The sequence below is a fragment of the Streptomyces sp. NBC_00457 genome (genome assembly GCF_036014015.1).
GTDB lineage: Bacteria > Actinomycetota > Actinomycetes > Streptomycetales > Streptomycetaceae > Streptomyces.
On record NZ_CP107905.1, the window covers coordinates 3,754,843 to 3,773,508 of the forward strand.

The following is an 18,666-nucleotide window of genomic DNA, read 5'->3' on the forward strand; positions in this document are numbered from 1 at the left end:
GGATTCCACCTATCACCTCACCGGTCTCTTTCGACAGGAACCCCATGAGCGACACTTCCCCCTACGGCTTCGAGCTTGTGCGGCGTGGGTACGACCGCGCTCAGGTGGACGAACGGATCTCCAAGCTCGTCTCCGACCGTGACAGCGCTCTCGCCCGCATCACCGCTCTGGAAAAGCGCATCGAGGAGCTCCACCTCGAAACGCAGAACGCCCAGGCTCAGGTGAACGACGCCGAGCCGTCGTACGCGGGCCTCGGCGCGCGAGTCGAGAAGATCCTTCGCCTCGCCGAGGAAGAGGCCAAGGATCTGCGCGAGGAGGCCCGCCGCGCAGCCGAACAGCACCGCGAACTCGCCGAGTCGTCGGCCCAGCAGGTCCGCAACGACGCAGAATCGTTCGCTGCGGAGCGCAAGGCCAAGGCGGAGGACGAAGGCGTCCGGATCGTCGAGAAGGCCAAGAGTGACTCCGCCCAGCTGCGTGCCGAGGCGCAGAAGGACGCGCAGTCCAAGCGCGAGGAGGCGGACGCCCTCTTCGAGGAGACCCGCGCCAAGGCCGCGCAGGCCGCCGCCGACTTCGAGACGAACCTCGCCAAGCGCCGCGAGCAGTCCGAGCGCGACCTGGCCTCCCGTCAGGCCAAGGCCGAGAAGCGTCTCGCCGAGATCGAGCACCGCGCGGAGCAGCTGCGCCTGGAGGCGGAGAAGCTGCGCACGGACGCCGAGCGCCGCGCCCGCCAGACGGTGGAGACGGCTCAGCGCCAGGCCGAGGACATCGTGGCCGACGCCAACGCCAAGGCCGACCGCATCCGTTCGGAATCCGAGCGCGAGCTGGCCGCCCTCACCAACCGCCGCGACAGCATCAACGCCCAGCTGACCAACGTGCGCGAGATGCTGGCGACCCTCACGGGTGCCGCGGTGGCCGCGACCGGTGCGCCCGCCGCCGAGGACGAGCCGATCTCCCGCGGGGTGCCGGCTCAGCAGACCCGGTGAGCGAGTGAGTTAGTACGGCCGAGGCCCGCATCCCTGCGCAGGGGATGCGGGCCTTTGTCACATCCGCTTCGCGGGTGACGGCTTCGGCGATTGTTGCCACATCCGTCGGCTTCGGTTTGCCAGTCCGGGTGGCATCCGCCGAACGCCCGATTTAGCGTGGCCGCATGATTGAGCTCGAGGGGCTGACCAAGCGGTACGGCGAGAAGGTGGCGGTCAACAACCTCTCCTTCACCGTCAGACCGGGAATCGTCACGGGGTTCCTCGGGCCGAACGGTGCGGGCAAGTCCACCACCATGCGGATGATTCTCGGGCTCGACCACCCCACCGGCGGGGACGTCCGCATCGACGGCAAGCACTATGACCAGCTGAAGGATCCGCTGACGTACATCGGCGCCCTGCTGGAGGCCAAGGCCTGGCACGGCGGGCGCAGCGCCTACAACCACCTTCTGTGCCTGGCGCAGAGCAACGGCATTCCGAGCAGCCGGGTGCGGGAGGTGCTGGAGACGGTCGGACTGACGGCGGTCGCGAAGAAGAAGACCAAGGGCTTCTCGATGGGCATGGGCCAGCGGCTCGGCATCGCCGGCGCGCTCCTCGGCGACCCGCGGATCCTGATGTTCGACGAGCCGGTCAACGGGCTCGACCCCGAGGGCATCCACTGGATCCGCAACCTCATGAAGTCGCTGGCCGCACAGGGCCGTACGGTCTTCGTCTCCTCGCACCTGATGAGCGAGATGGCGCTGACCGCCGACCACCTCGTCGTCATCGGCCAGGGCCGGCTGCTCGCCGACACCACCATGGCCGACTTCATCGCCCGCAACTCCCGGTCGTACGTCCGGATCCGCACTCCGCAGCGCGAGCGGCTGCTCGATGTGCTGCACGGAGCCGGGGTCACCGTCGTGGAGACCGGCAACGGAACCCTCGAGGTGGACGGCAGCAAGTCCGAGCAGATCGGCGAGCTGGCCGCGCAGCACCAGATCGTGCTGCATGAGCTGAGCCCGCAGCAGGCCTCCCTGGAGGAGGCGTTCATGCAGCTGACCGCCGAATCGGTGGAATACCACGCACACTCCGAAGCCCCCCGGCAAGAACCGTGGGGCAACGGCTGGAACAGGGAGGCCTGAGCATGGCGGCGACCCAGGTCATCCGCTCCGAGTGGACGAAGATCCGCTCCGTCGCGTCCACCGTCTGGACGCTCTCCCTCGCCGTGGTGGTCACCATCGGCCTCGGCATCCTGATCTCGGCCCTGTCGAAGAGCGAGTTCGACAACATGAGCCGGCAGGACCAGCTCTCCTTCGACCCGACCTTCATCAGCTTCGCGGGCATGAGCCTCGGTCAGCTGGCGATGATCGTGTTCGGCGTGCTCGTCGTCTCGAACGAGTACAGCACCGGCATGATCCGCAGCTCGCTGGCCGCGGTGCCGCAGCGCGGCACCTTCCTGGTCAGCAAGATCGCGGTCGCCACCGGCCTCTGCCTGGCCGTCGGCCTCGTCACCAGCTTCGTCACGTTCTTCCTGGGACAGGCGATGCTCGGTGACCTCAAGGCCTCCATCGGCGACCCGGGCGTGCTGCGCGCGGTCATCGGCGGCGGGGTCTACATGACCCTCATCGCGATGTTCTCGATGGGCGTCGCCGCGATGCTGCGCTCACCGATGCTGTCGCTGGGCATCCTGATGCCGTTCTTCTTCCTCATCTCCAACATCCTCGGCAACGTCTCGGCGACGAAGAAGATCGGCCAGTACCTGCCCGACCAGGCCGGCAGCAAGATCATGCAGGTGGTCACACCGGTCGACGACGACGCCCCGTACGGCCCCTGGGGCGGGCTCGCGATCATGGCATTGTGGGTGGTCGTGGCGCTTGTGGGCGGTTATGTACTGCTGAAGAAACGGGACGCCTGAACCTTACGGTTTTGCTTCATCTTGAAGGGAACCGTCAGTGCCCGGATATCCTCCTAACCCTTACGGGGGGCGTGTGCCCCGCTGTCCTGAACCTTTTTGATGGGTGCGGAGCATGATCGAGGCAGTCGGCCTGACCAAGCGCTACGGCGACAAGACCGCTGTGTACAACCTCTCCTTCCAGGTGCGGCCCGGGGCCGTCACCGGCTTTCTCGGGCCGAACGGCTCGGGCAAGTCGACGACGATGCGGATGATCCTCGGCCTGGACAACCCCACCTCGGGGCAGGTGACGATCGGCGGCTACCCCTATCGCAAGCTGCCCAACGCCCCCCGCCAGGTCGGCGCGCTGCTCGACGCCAAGGCCGTGCACGGCGGCCGGGCCGCCCGCAACCACCTGCTCTGCCTCGCCCAGCTGTCCGGCATCCCGGCCCGCCGCGTGGACGAGGTGCTCGGCGTGGTCGGCCTGCAGGACGTGGCCAGGAAGCGCTCCAAGGACTTCTCCCTCGGCATGGGCCAGCGCCTCGGCATCGCCGCCGCGCTGCTCGGCGACCCCCAGGTGCTGCTGTTCGACGAGCCGGTCAACGGCCTCGACCCCGAGGGCATCCTCTGGGTGCGCAACCTGATGAAGGCGCTCGCGGCGGAGGGCCGTACGGTCTTCGTCTCCTCGCACCTGATGAGCGAGATGGCGGTGACCGCCGACCACCTCATCGTGATCGGCCGCGGGCAGCTGCTCGCCGACATGCGCATCACGGACTTCATCTCGGCGAACTCCGCCGACTTCGCGCGCGTGCGCACGCCCGACACCGAGCCGCAGCTGCGCGAGAAGCTGACCACCGCGATCACCGAGGCGGGCGGGCACGTGCTGCCCGAGCAGGACGGCGCGCTGCGGGTGACCGGGCTGCCGCTGCCCCGCATCAGCGACATCGCGCACGAGTCGGACGTACGCCTGTGGGAGCTGTCGCCGCACCAGGCCTCGCTGGAGGAGGCGTACATGCGGATGACGCAGGGCGCCGTCGACTACCGCTCGACGGTCGACCAGAAGGAGGGGCTGATGCAGCCCCTGCCGCCCGGCGCGCAGCCGCCGATGCCGGTACCGGGCCAGGGCCAGCCCGGCTGGTACGCCCCGCCGCCGCCCCAGCAGGGCGGGCAGCCGTTCGCCCCGCCGGCCGCGCAGGGACAGGGCCTGTACGGCGCTCCTGCCGCCCCCGGCCCGGGACAGCCCAACCCGTACGCCCAGCCCGCGCCGCCGGCTCAGCAGCCCGCGCCCTCGCAGTCGGCGCCCGCACCCCAGCAGCCCGCTGCCGCGCCCGCCCAGCCCCCCGCCGCCCCCGCGCAGCCCGCCGCCGCCCCGACCAAGCCCGAGGACGCCCGATGAGCACGCCCCAGCCCCCGACGCAGCAGGCCGCGCCCGCGTGGCAGGCTGCCCCCGGTTCGCCGTACCCGACGTACACCTCGCCGATCCCCGTCGTCCGGACGCACCTCGGGCACGCCCTCGCCTCGGAGTGGACCAAGATCCGGTCGGTGCGCTCCACGATGTGGACGCTGGGCGTGTTCGTGCTGCTCGTCGTCGGCATCGGGCTGGCGGCCGGCGCGCTGGTCGCCAACGCGGCCGACAGCGGCCTGGGCGACGAGAACCCGCTGGCCCTGGGCTTCTTCGGAGTGCTCCTCGGCGTCATGTGCATCATCACCCTCGGGGTGCTGACCACGGCCTCGGAGTACGGCACGGGCATGATCCGTACGACGATGACCGCGTGCCCCTCGCGCGGGCGGGTGATGGCCGCGAAGGCGATCGTGTTCTTCACGGTGGCGTTCGTGGTGACGCTGGTGGCGACCACGTTCGTGGCCGTCGCCCAGGTGGGCATGGTGACCGACGCACGGGATCCGTCCGGCGCAGAATGGCTGAAGGGCACGCTCGGTGTGTCCCTCTACATCGCGCTGCTCGGACTGCTCTCGCTCATCATCGGCTCGATCATCCGGCACTCGGCCGGCGCCATCACCGTCATGATCGGCGTCGTCCTGGCCCCGCTGGTCATCGCGCTGTTCATGTTCTCGCAGTCGCTGCGGGACCTGCAGGAAGCCCTGTTCGAGTACTCGATCCCGAACCAGCTCAGCGTCTTCTACTCCAACTCCCTCACCGAGACCGGCCCGTCCGGCTGGGACCCGCTGTGGATCGTCCTCGGCGTGACGGCAGTGGCGTTCGTCGGTGCCTATGCCCTGCTGGAGCGGCGGGACGTCTGAGAGTCCCGTCAGAACTTCGGCGCGTTCCTGGACCGCTGCACCCGTGTGGTGCGGCGGTCCTTCGCGTTCCAGCACGCCTTGTGCCAGTGGCGGCGGTCGTCGACGCCCGAGTGGTCCGGCCAGGCGACCACGTGCGGGACACCGGAGGGGATCAGCTGGTCGCAGCCGGGGCAGCGGTACATCTTGCCCTGCGCACTGGCCCCGGCCACGTGCCGCACGTTCCACTCCTCGCCCCGCCAGCTCTCCCTCGACTCCCAGCCGCCGTACCGGCCCGGCCGGTCGTCCTCGGCGCTCCGGCCGGACGACTCACTGCCCTTGGGTCGGTTGCGACGCGGGGACACGGAACACCTCACGGGGCTATACAGGAAGCACGGGCCAGAAACAGCCTACGCGGCGCAGTCAGGGGTACGCGTAGAGCACCAATCATCGCAAGTCCCCCTCCAGGCCCTTCCCTTCCCGATCCCCTGTCGACCCCTCCTCGACCCGTCCTCGAACCGTCCTCGGCCCGTTTCTTGATCGATTCTCCAGACAATCCGCAAATCTCTTCGCCAGGCCGTGTCCTCGGCACGTGTCAGACGGTTATGCCCGGTGGGGGAGCTCCGTGTCGGAGCCAAGGAAGCAGGAAAAGCAATGCGCGTAGGAAGTTTCGTGTTGGCGGCCCAGTTCCCGGGCCAGGGCCAGGGGGAGGCGCTGCACCGCGCGGTCCGCTCGGCCGAGGTGGCGGAGGAGGCGGGGCTCGACGCGGTATGGCTGGCCGAGCACCACTTCGTGCCGTACGGCACCTGCCCCTCGGCGATCACGCTGGCCGCGTTACTGCTCGGCCGCACCCGACGCCTGAGGGTCGGTACGGCGGTCAGCGTGCTGCCCACCGTCCACCCCGTCGCCCTCGGCGAGCAGGCCGCGCTGCTGCACATGACGAGCGGCGGGCGCTTCTCGCTGGGCGTCGGGCGCGGCGGGCCCTGGGTCGACCTGGAGGTGTTCGGCTCGGGTCTGAAGGCGTACGAGAAGGCGTACCCGGAATCACTCGATCTGCTGTTGCGCTGGCTCAGCGAACCCTCGGTGGGGGCGGACGGGGACCGCTTCGCCTTCCGTGAAGTGGCCGTCGTACCCAGGCCGTCGGAGTCCCTGACCGGCGCCCCGGGCCCCGAGGTCGTCCTCGCGTGCACCTCACCGGCGAGCGTGCGGCTGGCCGCCGAGCGCGGGCTGCCGATGCTGCTCGGGATGCACGTCGGGGACGAGGAGAAGGCCGAGATGATCGCCCTGTGGCGAGGGCACGCGCGCGCGTGCGGGCGGCCGGCGGACGAGATCCTCGGCGCGGCCCATGTCTCCGCCGGCATCTGCCAGATCGCCGACCGGCGCTCCGAAGCGGTGGAGACGCTGCTGAAGGCGATGCCGGGCTGGCTGAAGCAGGGCCTGGACGCCCACGTGACGGTCGACGGCCGGGCGCGGCAGATGCGCGACCCGCTGGCCTACACTGAACTCCTCTGCGGACTGCACCCGGTGGGCACCCCGCGGCTGTGCGCCGACCGCCTCGCGGCGACCAGCGAGCGGACCGGTATCAACCGCTTCGCGCTGCTCGTCGAAGGCTCGGGCGACCTCGCGGCCACCGAGGAGAACGTCCGCCGGCTCGGCGCCGAAGTGCTCCCGCACCTCGGGTGAACGGGCCTGCCCGGCGGGGAGCTTGCCGCTCCAGTACTGAATGCACCTCCCGCGTACGGAGCGGCAAGCAAAGCGGCTCGCTCCTCAGCAGTCCCGGAACTCCGGCGACTGATTGAGCAGCTGACTGCGGACCGAGGTGAAGCGGGCCAGCTTCTCGTCGACCGAGGAGTCGAGCGGGAACACCGCCACCCGGTGGCAGTTCTGGAAGGCCAGCCGGACACCGAAGTGCCGTTGCAGCGCGCCGCGGATCGCGTCACTGGCAAGCGCACGCAGCAGCTGGCCGCGTGCCTGCTCGTCCGGCGGGGGCGTCTGGTTGTCGGCGAACGCACCGCCGTCCACCTTCAGCTGGGCCACCAGGGAGCTGATCATCTCCCACGCGTAGGGCAGGGAGGTCCGGACGCAGTCGACGAATTCCGCTTCGTCGACCTCGCCTCGCTCGGCCTGTTCGAGTAGGGCCGGTGAGACGTCGAGCGACATGGGTTCTCCTCTCGCACCCCCGGATCACAGGGGTTGCCGGACAGGGCAGGGAGTTCGCGATACCGAGCACGCTGCGTACACACACCGCGACCTCCCGTTTAATACGGTAAGCAACGTACGGTGACGGCACCAGCAGATTGCGTACATGCAGCGGTCTCAATAGGCGCACAATCGGCCACAAACGAACAGGGGTACACCAGGGCGAATCGCGTGCACAGGGAGCCGTCGAGTAGCGTTGCCGACCATGCGTCTCGTCATTGCCCGGTGTTCCGTCGACTACGCGGGCCGGCTCACCGCTCATCTCCCCTCGGCGCCCCGCCTGATCCTGGTGAAGGCGGACGGCAGCGTCTCGATTCACGCGGACGACCGGGCCTACAAGCCTCTGAACTGGATGTCGCCGCCCTGCACACTGAAAGAGGGCGAGGGCGACGACGAAGGCGTCTGGACCGTCATCAACAAGGCGGGCGAGAAGCTCATCATCACCATGGAGGAGGTCCTGCACGACTCCTCGCACGAACTGGGCGTGGATCCCGGCCTGATCAAGGACGGCGTGGAAGCACACCTTCAGGAACTGCTCGCCGACCGCATCGACACCCTCGGCGAGGGCTACACCCTGATCCGCCGCGAGTACATGACGGCCATCGGCCCCGTGGACATCCTCTGCCGCGACGCCGACGGCCAGACCGTCGCGGTCGAGATCAAGCGGCGCGGCGAGATCGACGGCGTGGAACAGCTCACCCGCTACCTGGAACTCCTCAACCGCGACCCCCATCTCGCCCCGGTCCGCGGCATCTTCGCCGCCCAGGAGATCAAGCCCCAGGCCCGCGTCCTCGCCACCGACCGCGGCATCGGCTGCCAGGTCCTGGACTACGACGCGATGCGGGGCATCGAGGACGACAAGCTGCGGCTGTTCTGAGGGTTCTGAGGTTTCCGAGTTTTCTACGACGACGAGGGCCGGGTCCGTGTGAAACGGACCCGGCCCTCGTGCGCTGCGCGGGACGTCAGATGCCGTCGACCGAACTGCTGGGGCTGCTTGCCTCGCTGGTGGTCTCGGCGGGGGCGCTTGAACTGGCGGTGGTGGAGTTGGACGGGGGCGGCGACGGCATGGATGTGGTCGGCGTCGGGCTGGGAGACGTCGGAGTCGGCGTCGGAGTCGGAGACGTCGGCGGCTTCGAAGACGTAGGCGGCTTCGTCGTAGGCGTGTCTGACGGGGTCTTCGTCGGCGACGGCGACGTGTTGCCCCCGCCTCCCGGCTTCTTCGTCCCGCTCGGGTCGTCCGAAGGCTCGCCCGTGTCCGTGTCCGTCGGCGCCGGTTCGGTCGGGGTACCGGTCGCCGCGCCGACGCCACCGGAGTCGTCGTCGTCTTCGTTGTCGTCCGCCTTGTCGGCGCCGATGCTGTCGTTGCCGACGCCCTGGCTGACGGACGGGTTGGGGCCGACCTCGTTGGACGGGGTGGTCGGGTCGTTGTCGGAGGTGGCGCCGAGGGTCACGACCGTGCCGAGGACGGCCGCGAGGAGGACGCCCGCGCCGGCGGCCACGAGGTTGCGCCGGGCGAGGCCACGGAGGCCGCCGCGGCCCTTGTGCGCCGCCGGGCCGGATGGGGAGCGGTGGGTGACGAGGGTCGCGGGCTCGGAGGCGGGCGGCTGAAGCGGCGGGAACGCCGCCGGGGTGCCGCCGGGCGGTGACTGCGACTCCTCGTAGCGGGCGTCCGGCACCTCCTCCCCGGCCATGGCGGCGACACCGATCGGCGTGCCGGAGCGGTCCGCGACCAGGGCGAGGGCGCGGCGTCCCGCGACGGTGCCGCGCTTGTCGGCGACCGCTCCGCGCAGGCCGATGGAGGCCTCCAGCTCGGCGCGGGCCCGGTCGAGCTGTCCCGCGCAGAGCGCGAGGATGCCCAACTCGTGGTGGAAGTAGGCCTGTTCGGACACCTCGCCGGTGAGCCGGGAGGCCTCGGAGCCATAGCGCAGGGCCCGCTCCCAAGCGCTCCAGTGCAGGCCCGCGGCGAACGCGGGCGCGGCCGTGCGGGCCAGCTGCACGGTGACGCTCTCCTCCCCCTCCGCCGGGGGCGTGGTCACCGGTGCGAGGACACCGAGAGCGGCGAGCACGGCGTCCGCCTCGGCGCACACCCGCTCCGGGGTGACCGAGGGATGTCCGGCCCACCAGGCGTAGTGCTGGGCGGCGGTGAGGGCGCGGGCCGGTACGTCGTCGCCGTATCCGACGGCCTCGAGCTGGGTCTGCACCCCGGCGGCCAGCCGGTAGCGGGAGCCGACCGGGGAGACCAGGGCGCAGCTCAGCAGCTCGCCGAGGGCGGCGTCCGCGTGGGTGTCGCCGACGAGGGCGGGCAGATGCGCCTGGTGCGGCACCTCGCCGCCGAGCGCGACGGCGAACCGCAGGGTGGCCCGCGCCGACTCGCTCAGCCGGGAGGCGAGCAGCGCGGCGGGCGCGGCTCCCTCGGCGAGCGACGGCAGCGGTACGTCGTGACCGTCGCCGGCCTCGAAGGGCGCGTCGACCGGGGCGTCCTGGAAGACACCGAACTCGTCGAAGGCCTCGGCGCCGGCGCGCAGTCCGTCGCGCTGGCGCAGCAGGGCACCGGCCTGGACGAAGCGCAGCGGCAGCCCCTCGGACTCGAACCAGAGGTCGCCGGCCCAGTTCGCCTCGTCCTCGGTGAGGACACGGCCGACGGCCTGCTCGAGCAGTTCCACCCCGCCCGCGCGGTCGAGGCCGCTGAGGAAGACCTCCTCGACGGCCGAGTCGGCGGACGGCGCGGGCACGTCCGGGGTGGCGCCGATCAGGAAGGCGCACTCCGGGGTCGCGTCCAGCAGTTCGTCGAGCGCGGCGCCGCCGAACTCGATGTCGTCCAGGACGACGACCGCGCCGACCTCCCGGAGGAGTTCGCGCAGTTCGTCCCGGTCGGGGCGGTGCAGCGGCGCGTTGTGGACGGCGTAGAAGAGGTCGTGGAGCAGGTCGTTCGGCGTGCGGTGGTTGCCGTTGAGACGGACGACGCCGTCGGGGGCGAGGTCCGCGCAGTCCTCGGCGACCACGTCGAGGAGGGCGGTGCGGCCGGAGCCGGCGGCGCCGGTGAGCCGTACGGAGCGGCCGCGGGCGAGCAGCCGTACGAGCCGCTCGCGTTCCTCCTGGCGGGCCAGCAGCGGCTGTGCGGGCCGGCTGGGACCGGGCGGTACGGGCGGCATGGCCGCGCGGTCCACCTCGGCGCGCTCGGCCGCGGTGAACTTGGCGGGCCGACTGGGCCGCTCGCCCGGCGGGCAGGCCTCGATCTCGCTGCCGTCGACGGGATTGACGGTGAGCAGGAAGTCGCCCGACACGAGTTGCACGGTGCGGGCGAGTGCGGGTGAGTGCTGTCCGAAGTCCGGTGAGAGGGATTCCCTGGGCTGGCGCTGGGGCGGTGTGTCACCGTCGCCGTCGCGGCCGTACTCCTCGAGTCCCCGGTTGTTCGAGTCCATAGGTTCCAAGCCCCCCAAAAGCGTCGTGTGCCGGCACCGGCCCCTCCCGGCCTGTTGCACACCGCGCTGTATCGCTTCTGGTCCGGGCCCGCTCGAAGGGATGACTGGGAGCGGGCGACCGAACCCTAAACCTTCGCACAGTATCTACGACAGTCCGGGGTCCCGCGCGGTCCGGGACGTCGCGGTCTCGTGAGGATTGTGCGCGCCGTACGTGTCACATCCGCAACGTCCGACCCACCGCGTACCACTGACGCCGGGTGTCACACGCGGGGCAGCGACTCCACCCCGATGCCGCCCTCGATCGCCAGGATCCGGTGCAGCCGGGTCGCCACCAGCAGGCGCTGCATCTGCGGCGGTACGTCGCGCAGCACCAGGCGCCGGCCGCAGCGGCCGGCCCGTCGGTGGGCCCCCATGATCACACCGAGTCCGGTGGCGTCCCAGGAGTCCAGCTCGGACAGGTCCAGTACCAGATCGCCGGCTCCGTCGTCGACGGCCGAGTGCAGGACCGTACGGGCGTCCGCCGCGCTGCGGACGTCGAGGCGGCCCCCGACGACCAGCTCGGCGTGGTCGCCCCTGATGAACATATGCGCTCCCCGTGGTGCGTCTGTTGTCTCCGCGTGGTGATGCCCGGTGATGCAACCTCTGACTGTGAGAAGCGGTCCGAGGTTGCCATCTGTAAGCGAACCGATACCGAATTCACCCCACGGAGTGATGCTCCAGGGGCATGTGCGGTTTCAGTGCTTGTAGAACCCCTGCCCGCTCTTGCGCCCGATGTCACCGGCGTCAACCATCCGGCGCATCAGCTCGGGCGGAGCGAACTTCTCGTCCTGGGACTCGGTGTAGATGTTGCTGGTGGCGTGCAGCAGGATGTCGACGCCCGTCAGGTCGGCGGTGGCCAGCGGTCCCATCGCGTGGCCGAAGCCCAGCTTGCAGGCGAGGTCGATGTCCTCGGCGGTCGCGACGCCCGACTCGTACAGCTTCGCGGCCTCGACGACGAGGGCGGAGATCAGACGGGTGGTCACGAACCCGGCGACGTCCCGGTTGACGACGATGCAGGTCTTGCCCACGGACTCGGCGAACTCCCGTGCGGTGGCGAGGGTTTCGTCGCTCGTCTTGTACCCGCGGACCAGCTCGCACAGCTGCATCATCGGCACCGGTGAGAAGAAGTGCGTACCGACGACCCGCTCCGGGCGCTCCGTCACGGCCGCGATCTTGGTGATCGGGATGGCGGAGGTGTTGGAGGCGAGGACGGCGTCGTCCTTCACCAGCTTGTCGAGGGCGCGGAAGATCTCGTGCTTGACTTCCAGCTTCTCGAAGACGGCCTCGACGACGATGTCGGCGTCCGCGGCGGCGTCCAGATCGGTGGTCGCGGTGATCCGGGCGAGGGCGGCGTCGGCGTCGTGCGCCTCCAGCTTGCCCTTGCTCACGAACTTGTCGTACGACGCCTTGATCCCGTCGGTGCCCCGCTTCAGCGCCTCATCGGTGACGTCGCGCAGAACGACGTCCCAGCCCGCCTGCGCGGAGACCTGGGCGATGCCGGAACCCATCAAGCCGGCGCCGATGACGGCGAGCTTCCGTGCCACTGTGCGACTCCCCTTTGAATACTCACAGCCTCTTTATTTATGCCTCTCGGGCGGACCCTAGCGGCAGTGAGGGCGCTGTGTGATCGGTTAGTAACGCGCGTCACGTGTCTCCTGACGCACATCACACCGTGGAGTACCGCCGACTTGTAACTACGCTGGCCATATGGTCAATCTGACGCGCATTTACACCAGGACCGGCGACCAGGGCACCACCGCCCTCGGGGACATGAGCCGGGTGCCCAAGACGGATCTGCGGATCTCCGCGTACGCCGACGCCAACGAGGCGAACGCGGTGATCGGGACGGCGATCGCGCTGGGCGGGCTGGACGAGGAGATCGTCAAGGTCCTCACCCGCGTGCAGAACGACCTGTTCGACGTGGGGGCGGACCTGTCGACGCCGGTGGTGGAGAAGCCCGAGTTCCCGCCGCTCCGGGTCGAGCAGTTCTACATCGACAAGCTGGAGGCGGACTGCGACCGCTTCAACGAACGGCTGGAGAAGCTGCGCTCCTTCATCCTCCCCGGCGGCACCCCGGGCGCGGCCCTGCTCCACCAGGCCTGCACGGTCGTACGGCGGGCGGAGCGGTCGACGTGGGCCGCGCTGGAGGTGCACGGAGAGGTCATGAACCCCCTCACCGCGACCTACCTCAACCGGCTGTCGGACCTGCTCTTCATCCTGGCGAGGACCGCGAACAAGGGCGCGGGAGACGTCTTGTGGGTCCCCGGCGGCGAACGCTGAGGAAACGCCCTCCGGCCGGGGGTCCGGCCCGCCGCGCAGCGGCCATCAGTTGGAGTGTCCCCCGGGAGATGCAGCATCCTTGCGCGGACGGCCAACAAGGACGTCGGGGACGTGCTGTGGGTCCCGGGTGGGGAGCGCTGACGCCGGTTCCTTCCGGGGCCAGACCGTGTAGGAGAGGGCGATCAGGCCGTAGATGCCGACCGTGCGCACCGCCACCCACTGGAAGGAGCGCAGGGAGCTGACGTCCCCGGAGTCGCCGACGTACCAGACGGCGAGTTGGAGGAGCGCGAGGGCCACCGCGCCGCCGAACACCGCCCGCAGCCACAGCTTCGCCTCGTGCCGGGCGCGGGCGCGGCCGTAGCGCGGCGGCTTCGGCGGGGGCGGGCCGCCGCCCAGGCGATGGGCGGCGTGGCCGTCGAGCCAGCGGATCGTGTAGTGGCCGAACGCGACGGTGTAGCCGATGTAGAGCGCCGCCACGCCGTGTTCCCAGCTGGGCTCGGCGCCGTTCTTCAGGTCGATCGCCGTCGCGACGAACAGGACCAGCTCGAGCACGGGCTCGCACAGCAGCAGCACCACGCTCGTACGGCGCCACTTCAGCAGATAGCGGACGGCCAGGCCCAGGGCGAGGAGCACCCAGAACCCCACCTCACAGGCGATGATCAACGCGACGATCACGGCTCACTCCCTTCGGTCACCCTTCAAGGCTCCCGGCGGGCCGGGGCCGTTGCGTCGTCGCCGGTGACGAACTCCCCGTACATCGAAAGATGCAGTCCCGGACCGTTCCCGGGCATCAGGCGCCCAAGCGCGGCGCCGTGTTGGATGGAGTCATGGCCGTCCCGCTCCCCCGCCCGCACCCGGACGACGTGCGCATCGCCTGCGCCGGTCTGCTCGGCGGGCTGCTGCTCTGGGGCGTGGGCCTCGGCGTCCGGGGGCCCAGGGATCCGATCATCCTCTGGGACGGACGCTGGCCCATCCTCGTACCGCTCGTCGTGATGGCGGGCTGCGAGCTGCTGCGCCGCACCTGTCCGCGTACGGGCCTCCTCATCGGCGTCGCCGCGCTCACCGTCGACACCATCACCCAGGGCAACCTGGTCACCTGGGTGATGTTCACGGACCTGGTCTACGCGGCCGTCCTGTACAGCCCACCCGCCGCCGCCCGCCGGGTGCTGTGGATCACCGGGGTGATGACGGTGGTCGGGACGTTGGTGTCCCTCGCCACCTGGCGCAAGCCCGAGGCGCTGCTGGTCGGCGTGGTCGTCGGGCTGGTGGCGTACACCCCCGCGGCCACCGGCTGGATCGTCCGCAACCACCGCGACGCCGCCGAGGCCGCCCGGCTGCGTGCCGAGCAGACCGCGCTGCTCGCCGAGATGGACCGCACCCAGGCGGTCACCGCCGAGCGCGCCCGGATGGCCCGGGAGCTGCACGACATGGTCGCCAACCATCTCTCCGCGATCGCCATCCACTCCACCGCCGCGCTCTCCCTGGACGACCCGAAGACCACCCAGGACGCCCTGGCCGTCATCCGCGAGAACAGCGTCGAAGGGCTCGCCGAGATGCGGCGGCTGATCGGCATCCTGCGCGACGACAGCGGCGACCTGGAACCCACCGCGGCCCCGACGCTCGACGGGCTCGGCTCGCTGGTCGAGGGCGCCCGCGCCAACGGCCTCGACGTCGGCCTCGACACCGAGCACGCCGACTCCCTCCCCGCCCCGGTGGAGCTGGCGGCGTACCGCATCGTCCAGGAGTGCCTGACCAACGCCCTCAAGCACGCGGGGCCCGGCCGGGTCACGGTCACCCTGAGGCAGCGGGACGGCTCGCTGGCCATCGCCGCGATCAGCCCGTACGGCCGTCAGGACGGCCCCCGTGCCCCCGGCTCCGGCGCCGGACTCGTCGGCATGCGGGAGCGGACGGCCCTGCTGGGCGGCACGTTCGAGGCGGGCCCCGAGGACTCCGCGGACGGCAAGATCTGGGCCGTACACGTCACGCTCCCCGTCACCGACCATCCGCAAGGAGACCCCGAATGATCCGAGTGCTCGTCGCCGAGGACCAGTCGGCCGTGCGCGCCGGTCTCGTCCTCATCCTGCGCAGCGCGTCCGACATCGAGGTGGTCGGCGAGGCGGCGGACGGCGAGCAGGCGGTCGCGCGGGCCCGTGTACTGCGGCCGGACCTGGTGCTGATGGACGTTCAGATGCCGCGCCTGGACGGGGTGTCGGCGACCCGGCAGGTCGTGGCCGAAGGGCTGGCGGATGTGCTGGTCCTGACCACCTTCGACCTCGACGAGTATGTCTTCGGGGCGCTGCGGGCGGGCGCGTCCGGCTTCCTGCTCAAGAACACCGACGCCAAGGATCTGCTGGACGCGGTACGGACGGTGGCGCGCGGCGAGGGCATCGTCGCCCCGGCCGTCACCCGGCGCCTGATCGCCGAGTTCGCCGCCCGCCCCGCACGGGAACCGAAGCCCGAACCGGCGGCGCTTGACACCCTCACCCGGCGCGAGCGCGAGGTGCTGTCCTGTCTCGGCGAGGGACTGTCGAACGCCGAGATCGCCGGCCGCCTCGACATGGCGGAGGCGACCGTGAAGACGCACGTCAGCAGGCTGCTGGGGAAGCTGGAGCTGCGCAGCCGGGTGCAAGCGGCGGTGCTGGCACAGGAGTTGGGGATCTAGCGGAACGGGGCCGCCGCGCAGGAGCCGATCAAGAGCCGCTCCAGAGCCATTCAAGACCAACTGGTCTGGACCTATTGACCTGTGGTCCAGACCTTTCTATTCTCGCGGCACCGTGGGCGTGAAGGCTCAGTCCCGCCCCCAACACCCCCTGAGGAGGCGCACGATGCGCTTCAGACACAGAGTCGTGGCAGGGTTCGCGACCCTGCTGCTCCCTCTCGCCGGACTGGTCGGCCTCGCCAGCCCGGCCCAGGCGGCCACCTCCGCCACCGCCACCTACGCCAAGACCCAGGACTGGGGCACCGGCTTCGAGGGCAAGTGGACCGTCAAGAACACCGGCGACACCACCATCAACTCCTGGACCGTCGAGTGGGACTTCCCCTCCGGCACGTCCGTCACCTCTGCCTGGGACGCCGACGTCACCTCCTCCGGCACCCACTGGACCGCCAAGAACAAGTCCTGGAACGGCACCCTCTCCCCCGGCGCCTCCATCTCCTTCGGCTTCAACGGCAAGGGCTCCGGCGCCCCCGCCAACTGCAAGCTGAACAGCGGCAGTTGTGACGGCGGCCCCACGGTCCCCGGTGACAACCCGCCGTCCGCCCCCGGCACCCCGGCCGCCTCCGACATCACCAACACCTCGGTGAGACTGAGCTGGAGCGCGGCCACCGACGACAAGGGCATCAAGAACTACGACGTCCTGCGCGGCGGCACCAAGGTCGCGACGGTGACCTCGACGTCGTACACCGACACCGGCCTGACCGCCGGAACCGACTACTCCTACACCGTCCAGGCCCGCGACACCGCCGACCAGACCGGCCCGGTCTCCGGCGCCCGCGCGGTCCGCACCACCGGCGGCACCACCGAACCCCCGCCGACCGGCGACAAGGTCAAGCTCGGCTACTTCACCGAGTGGGGTGTCTACGGCCGCAACTACCACGTCAAGAACCTGGTGACCTCGGGTTCGGCGTCCAAGATCACGCACATCAACTACGCGTTCGGCAACGTCAAGAACGGTCAGTGCACCGTCGACGACACCTACGCCGCCTACGACAAGGCCTACACCGCCGACCAGTCCGTCAGCGGCACCGCCGACACGTGGGACCAGCCGCTGCGCGGCAACTTCAACCAGCTCCGCCAGCTCAAGGCCAAGTACCCGCACATCAAGGTGCTGTACTCCTTCGGCGGCTGGACCTACTCCGGCGGCTTCGGCCAGGCCGCACAGAACCCGGCCGCGTTCGCCAAGTCCTGCAAGGCCGTCGTCGAGGACCCGCGCTGGGCCGACGTCTTCGACGGCATCGACATGGACTGGGAGTACCCGAACGCCTGCGGCCTGACCTGCGACACCAGCGGGCCGGCGGCGTTCAAGAACCTCATGTCGGCGCTGCGCACGGAGTTCGGCTCCAACTACCTCGTCACCGCCGCCATCACCGGCGACGGCTCCTCCGGCGGCAAGCTCGACGTGGCCGACTACGGCGGCGCCGCGGCCTCGCTCGACTGGTACAACGTGATGACGTACGACTACTTCGGCGCCTTCGACGCGGACGGCCCGACCGCTCCGCACTCGCCCCTGACCTCGTACTCCGGCATCCCGGCCGCGGGCTTCAACTCCGCCGACGCGATCGCCAAGCTCAAGGCCAAGGGCGTCCCCTCAGCCAAGCTGCTCCTCGGCATCGGCTTCTACGGCCGCGGCTGGACCGGCGTCACCCAGTCCGCCCCCGGCGGCACGGCGACCGGCGCGGCCCCGGGAACGTACGAGGCGGGCATCGAGGACTACAAGGTGCTCAAGAACTCCTGCCCCGCCACCGGCACCATCGCCGGGACCGCCTACGCGCACTGCGGCAACAACTGGTGGTCCTACGACACCCCGTCGACGATCGCCGGAAAGATGACGTGGGCCAAGAACCAGGGCCTCGGCGGCGCGTTCTTCTGGGAGTTCAGCGGTGACACCGGCAATGGCGAGCTGCTGACCGCGATCAACAACGGGCTGAAGTAGACCCGTTAAGCAACATTGACGCGCTGACCGGGCGGGGCTGCCTCAAGCCACGCGAGGAAACCGGTCAGCGCGTCTTCGCTCATCGCGAGTTCCAGGCGCGTGCCCCGGTGCAGACAGGTGAGGATCACCGCGTCGGAGAGCAGCGCAAGCTCCTCCTCGCCCTCGGGGAGGCGGCGGCCGGCGACCTCGATCGCGGCGCGCTCCAGGATGCGGCGGGGGCGGTAGGCGTAGGAGAAGACGCGGTACCACTCGACGCGGTCGCCGTTGTAGCGGGCGACGCCGTAGCTCCAGCCCTTGCCGCTGGTGTCGGTCTTCTCCGGGACGTCCCAGCGCAGGGAGCAGTCGAAGGTGCCGCCGGAGCGCTGGATGAGCCTGCGGCGCAGGCCGAAGACGAACAGCCCCACCACCACGAGGGCGACGACAATTCCGCACACAGTCAGAGCGAGGACCATCGGCACCGACCTCCTCGTCTCCTCGGTAACGGAATGGAAAAAACACCCATATTCGCCTCAGCCGCGGCTGGTACCGGATCGCTCCGGTTCCAGCCGCGGCTGAGTGACGTCATCACACGGTGAGCGGTGTCAGCTCGCCGCCGCCGCACGCAGTCGTACGTCTGCGCGCCGCTCGGCGGTGGCATCGCCCTCCGCCTTCGCGCGTTCGAGCTCTCGCTCGGCGCGCTGGACATCGATCTCGTCCGACAGCTCGGCGATCTCGGCCAGCAACGACAGCTTGTTGTCCGCGAACGAGATGAAACCGCCGTGCACCGCGGCGACGACCGTCCCACCATCACTCGTACGGATGGTCACCGGGCCCGACTCCAGCACACCGAGCAGCGGCTGGTGACCGGGCATGACGCCGATGTCGCCGGACGTGGTGCGCGCGACGACCAGGGTGGCCTCGCCGGACCAGACCTCTCGGTCGGCCGCGACCAGCGCGACGTGCAGCTCAGCAGCCAAGGGTGGCTCCTCGGGTCACCACCCGGCTCTTAT

At 70.2% G+C, this 18,666-nt stretch carries 19 protein-coding genes; 11 read left to right on the top strand and 8 right to left on the bottom strand.

The genetic code is table 11. The features are described from left to right. Positions 1-44: 44 nt before the first annotated feature. From OG828_RS16805 to OG828_RS16825, 5 genes are all read left to right on the top strand, one after another. Entirely contained in the window at positions 45-983 is a 939-nt protein-coding gene (locus OG828_RS16805; RefSeq protein ID WP_210572646.1) for a cellulose-binding protein, read from the top strand. A 164-nt stretch (positions 984-1,147) separates the two neighbouring features. After that, on the top strand, positions 1,148-2,101 hold the full coding sequence (locus OG828_RS16810) for an ABC transporter ATP-binding protein (RefSeq protein WP_328356813.1): 954 nt from the start codon (positions 1,148-1,150) through the stop codon (positions 2,099-2,101). A gap of 2 nt (positions 2,102-2,103) precedes the next feature. Beyond that, positions 2,104-2,874 carry an ABC transporter permease gene (locus OG828_RS16815; RefSeq protein WP_328356816.1) on the top strand — a complete coding sequence of 257 codons (771 nt, stop codon included), beginning with the start codon at positions 2,104-2,106 and terminating at the stop codon, positions 2,872-2,874. 112 nt (positions 2,875-2,986) lie between these two features. Next, positions 2,987-4,246 (top strand): ABC transporter ATP-binding protein, encoded by a 1,260-nt coding sequence (locus tag OG828_RS16820; protein WP_328501607.1) that lies wholly within the window; start codon positions 2,987-2,989, stop codon positions 4,244-4,246. Continuing rightward, entirely contained in the window at positions 4,243-5,109 is an 867-nt protein-coding gene (locus tag OG828_RS16825; RefSeq protein ID WP_328356822.1) for an ABC transporter permease subunit, read from the top strand. The genes OG828_RS16820 and OG828_RS16825 overlap by 4 nt, the downstream gene beginning before the upstream one ends. 8 nt (positions 5,110-5,117) lie before the next feature. On the opposite strand, the gene OG828_RS16830 is transcribed toward OG828_RS16825, so the two are convergent. Next, on the bottom strand, positions 5,118-5,450 hold the full coding sequence (locus tag OG828_RS16830; protein ID WP_328356825.1) for an ATP/GTP-binding protein: 333 nt from the start codon (positions 5,448-5,450) through the stop codon (positions 5,118-5,120). A 289-nt stretch (positions 5,451-5,739) separates the two neighbouring features. On the opposite strand from OG828_RS16830, the gene OG828_RS16835 reads away from it, so the two are divergent. Continuing rightward, positions 5,740-6,768: an LLM class flavin-dependent oxidoreductase gene (locus OG828_RS16835; protein WP_328501608.1), complete on the top strand. Its 1,029-nt coding sequence runs from the start codon at positions 5,740-5,742 to the stop codon at positions 6,766-6,768. Between the two features lie 84 nt (positions 6,769-6,852). Here OG828_RS16835 and OG828_RS16840 read toward each other — a convergent pair whose 3' ends face one another. After that, positions 6,853-7,245 carry an SCO5389 family protein gene (locus tag OG828_RS16840; protein WP_210572627.1) on the bottom strand — a complete coding sequence of 131 codons (393 nt, stop codon included), beginning with the start codon at positions 7,243-7,245 and terminating at the stop codon, positions 6,853-6,855. Positions 7,246-7,489: 244 nt separating this feature from the next. On the opposite strand from OG828_RS16840, the gene nucS reads away from it, so the two are divergent. Further along, a complete protein-coding gene (gene nucS / locus OG828_RS16845) occupies positions 7,490-8,161 on the top strand; it encodes an endonuclease NucS (protein WP_210572626.1) in 672 nt (223 codons plus the stop codon). Positions 8,162-8,246: 85 nt separating this feature from the next. Here the strand turns inward: nucS and OG828_RS16850 are convergent, their stop codons facing one another. From OG828_RS16850 to OG828_RS16860, 3 genes are all read right to left on the bottom strand, one after another. After that, a complete protein-coding gene (locus tag OG828_RS16850) occupies positions 8,247-10,706 on the bottom strand; it encodes an ATP-binding protein (protein WP_328501609.1) in 2,460 nt (819 codons plus the stop codon). 260 nt (positions 10,707-10,966) lie between these two features. Then, positions 10,967-11,290: an STAS domain-containing protein gene (locus tag OG828_RS16855; RefSeq protein ID WP_210572623.1), complete on the bottom strand. Its 324-nt coding sequence runs from the start codon at positions 11,288-11,290 to the stop codon at positions 10,967-10,969. A gap of 150 nt (positions 11,291-11,440) precedes the next feature. Next, positions 11,441-12,289, bottom strand: a complete 849-nt coding sequence (locus OG828_RS16860) for a 3-hydroxyacyl-CoA dehydrogenase family protein (RefSeq protein ID WP_301984318.1) — start codon at positions 12,287-12,289, stop codon at positions 11,441-11,443. A gap of 163 nt (positions 12,290-12,452) precedes the next feature. On the opposite strand from OG828_RS16860, the gene OG828_RS16865 reads away from it, so the two are divergent. Next, on the top strand, positions 12,453-13,025 hold the full coding sequence (locus OG828_RS16865) for a cob(I)yrinic acid a,c-diamide adenosyltransferase (protein ID WP_328356843.1): 573 nt from the start codon (positions 12,453-12,455) through the stop codon (positions 13,023-13,025). A gap of 45 nt (positions 13,026-13,070) precedes the next feature. Here OG828_RS16865 and OG828_RS16870 read toward each other — a convergent pair whose 3' ends face one another. Then, positions 13,071-13,700, bottom strand: coding sequence for a hypothetical protein (locus OG828_RS16870; RefSeq protein WP_328438517.1), 630 nt, complete (start codon positions 13,698-13,700; stop codon positions 13,071-13,073). Positions 13,701-13,852: 152 nt separating this feature from the next. Between OG828_RS16870 and OG828_RS16875 the strand changes: the two genes are divergently transcribed. From OG828_RS16875 to OG828_RS16885, 3 genes are all read left to right on the top strand, one after another. Continuing rightward, on the top strand, positions 13,853-15,049 hold the full coding sequence (locus OG828_RS16875) for a sensor histidine kinase (RefSeq protein WP_328501610.1): 1,197 nt from the start codon (positions 13,853-13,855) through the stop codon (positions 15,047-15,049). After that, complete coding sequence (locus tag OG828_RS16880) at positions 15,046-15,687, top strand: response regulator transcription factor (protein ID WP_328501611.1); 642 nt, start codon at positions 15,046-15,048, stop codon at positions 15,685-15,687. The genes OG828_RS16875 and OG828_RS16880 overlap by 4 nt, the downstream gene beginning before the upstream one ends. A 163-nt stretch (positions 15,688-15,850) precedes the next feature. Continuing rightward, a complete protein-coding gene (locus OG828_RS16885) occupies positions 15,851-17,677 on the top strand; it encodes a glycoside hydrolase family 18 chitinase (protein WP_328501612.1) in 1,827 nt (608 codons plus the stop codon). Positions 17,678-17,682: 5 nt separating this feature from the next. On the opposite strand, the gene OG828_RS16890 is transcribed toward OG828_RS16885, so the two are convergent. Both OG828_RS16890 and OG828_RS16895 read right to left on the bottom strand, forming a co-directional pair. Continuing rightward, positions 17,683-18,129, bottom strand: a complete 447-nt coding sequence (locus tag OG828_RS16890; protein ID WP_301984312.1) for a DUF2550 domain-containing protein — start codon at positions 18,127-18,129, stop codon at positions 17,683-17,685. 129 nt (positions 18,130-18,258) lie between these two features. Then, positions 18,259-18,633 carry a F0F1 ATP synthase subunit epsilon gene (locus tag OG828_RS16895; protein ID WP_189942660.1) on the bottom strand — a complete coding sequence of 125 codons (375 nt, stop codon included), beginning with the start codon at positions 18,631-18,633 and terminating at the stop codon, positions 18,259-18,261. Between the last annotated feature and the right edge of the window lie 33 nt (positions 18,634-18,666).

Excerpts from the sequence above, each read along its gene's own strand:
- OG828_RS16805 (WP_210572646.1), top strand. The coding sequence starts at position 45 with ATGAGCGACACTTCCCCCTACGGCTTCGAGCTTGTGCGGCGTGGGTAC.
- OG828_RS16810 (WP_328356813.1), top strand. The coding sequence starts at position 1,148 with ATGATTGAGCTCGAGGGGCTGACCAAGCGGTACGGCGAGAAGGTGGCG.
- OG828_RS16815 (WP_328356816.1), top strand. The coding sequence starts at position 2,104 with ATGGCGGCGACCCAGGTCATCCGCTCCGAGTGGACGAAGATCCGCTCC.
- OG828_RS16820 (WP_328501607.1), top strand. The coding sequence starts at position 2,987 with ATGATCGAGGCAGTCGGCCTGACCAAGCGCTACGGCGACAAGACCGCT.
- OG828_RS16825 (WP_328356822.1), top strand. The coding sequence starts at position 4,243 with ATGAGCACGCCCCAGCCCCCGACGCAGCAGGCCGCGCCCGCGTGGCAG.
- OG828_RS16835 (WP_328501608.1), top strand. The coding sequence starts at position 5,740 with ATGCGCGTAGGAAGTTTCGTGTTGGCGGCCCAGTTCCCGGGCCAGGGC.
- OG828_RS16840 (WP_210572627.1), bottom strand. The coding sequence starts at position 7,245 with ATGTCGCTCGACGTCTCACCGGCCCTACTCGAACAGGCCGAGCGAGGC.
- nucS (WP_210572626.1), top strand. The coding sequence starts at position 7,490 with ATGCGTCTCGTCATTGCCCGGTGTTCCGTCGACTACGCGGGCCGGCTC.
- OG828_RS16850 (WP_328501609.1), bottom strand. The coding sequence starts at position 10,706 with ATGGACTCGAACAACCGGGGACTCGAGGAGTACGGCCGCGACGGCGAC.
- OG828_RS16855 (WP_210572623.1), bottom strand. The coding sequence starts at position 11,290 with ATGTTCATCAGGGGCGACCACGCCGAGCTGGTCGTCGGGGGCCGCCTC.
- OG828_RS16865 (WP_328356843.1), top strand. The coding sequence starts at position 12,453 with ATGGTCAATCTGACGCGCATTTACACCAGGACCGGCGACCAGGGCACC.
- OG828_RS16875 (WP_328501610.1), top strand. The coding sequence starts at position 13,853 with ATGGCCGTCCCGCTCCCCCGCCCGCACCCGGACGACGTGCGCATCGCC.
- OG828_RS16880 (WP_328501611.1), top strand. The coding sequence starts at position 15,046 with ATGATCCGAGTGCTCGTCGCCGAGGACCAGTCGGCCGTGCGCGCCGGT.
- OG828_RS16885 (WP_328501612.1), top strand. The coding sequence starts at position 15,851 with ATGCGCTTCAGACACAGAGTCGTGGCAGGGTTCGCGACCCTGCTGCTC.
- OG828_RS16890 (WP_301984312.1), bottom strand. The coding sequence starts at position 18,129 with ATGGTCCTCGCTCTGACTGTGTGCGGAATTGTCGTCGCCCTCGTGGTG.